Source organism: Nonomuraea sp. ZG12, from assembly GCF_052068115.1.
GTDB lineage: Bacteria > Actinomycetota > Actinomycetes > Streptosporangiales > Streptosporangiaceae > Nonomuraea.
The window spans coordinates 1-569 of record NZ_JBQHCW010000102.1; the positions used below are offsets into that span (position 1 = coordinate 1).

Annotated in this window: 1 protein-coding gene; it reads left to right on the forward strand. The window is 65.4% G+C overall.

Annotation, left to right across the window (positions count from 1 at the left end; genetic code table 11):
* Positions 1-9: 9 nt before the first annotated feature.
* The coding region (locus ACTMTF_RS49450) for a phosphopantetheine-binding protein (RefSeq protein ID WP_441117043.1) at positions 10-569 on the forward strand (560 nt) is incomplete at its 3' end.

A 569-nucleotide genomic window follows, 5' to 3' on the forward strand; every position in this document is an offset into this window, starting at 1 on the left:
GAGGGGGAGTTGGAGTTCCTCGGGCGCACCGACGACCAGGTCAAGATCCGTGGCTTCCGTATCGAGTTGGGTGAGGTCGAAGCGGCGCTTGATCGCTTGCCTGGTTTGGCTCAGTCGGTGGTGGTCGTGCGTGATGATGACGTGCGCGGCAAGCAGCTGATCGGGTATGTCGTTCCGGCTCCTGGTGGTCGGCCTACTGGTGTCGAGCTTCGTGCTGAACTGGCTGGCCATCTGCCGGCGTTCATGGTGCCGGCTGCGATCGTGGTGTTGGAGGCGTTCCCGCTCACGCCGAACGGGAAGGTCGATCGGGCTGCGCTGCCCGCGCCCGTCTACGCCACTGTGGGACACAGCGCCGCCCGCACTCCGGCCGAAGAGATCCTCGCCGGCCTCTTCGCCGAAGTTCTGCACCTGCCGGCCGTCGATGTTCATGACAACTTCTTCGATCTCGGTGGGCATTCGCTTTTGGCCACCCGCCTGATCAGCCGGGTGCGCCGGACGCTGGATCGTGAGTTGACGGTTCGTGACCTCTTCGAGGCGCCGACGGTGGCCGCGTTGGCCACTCGGCTGGA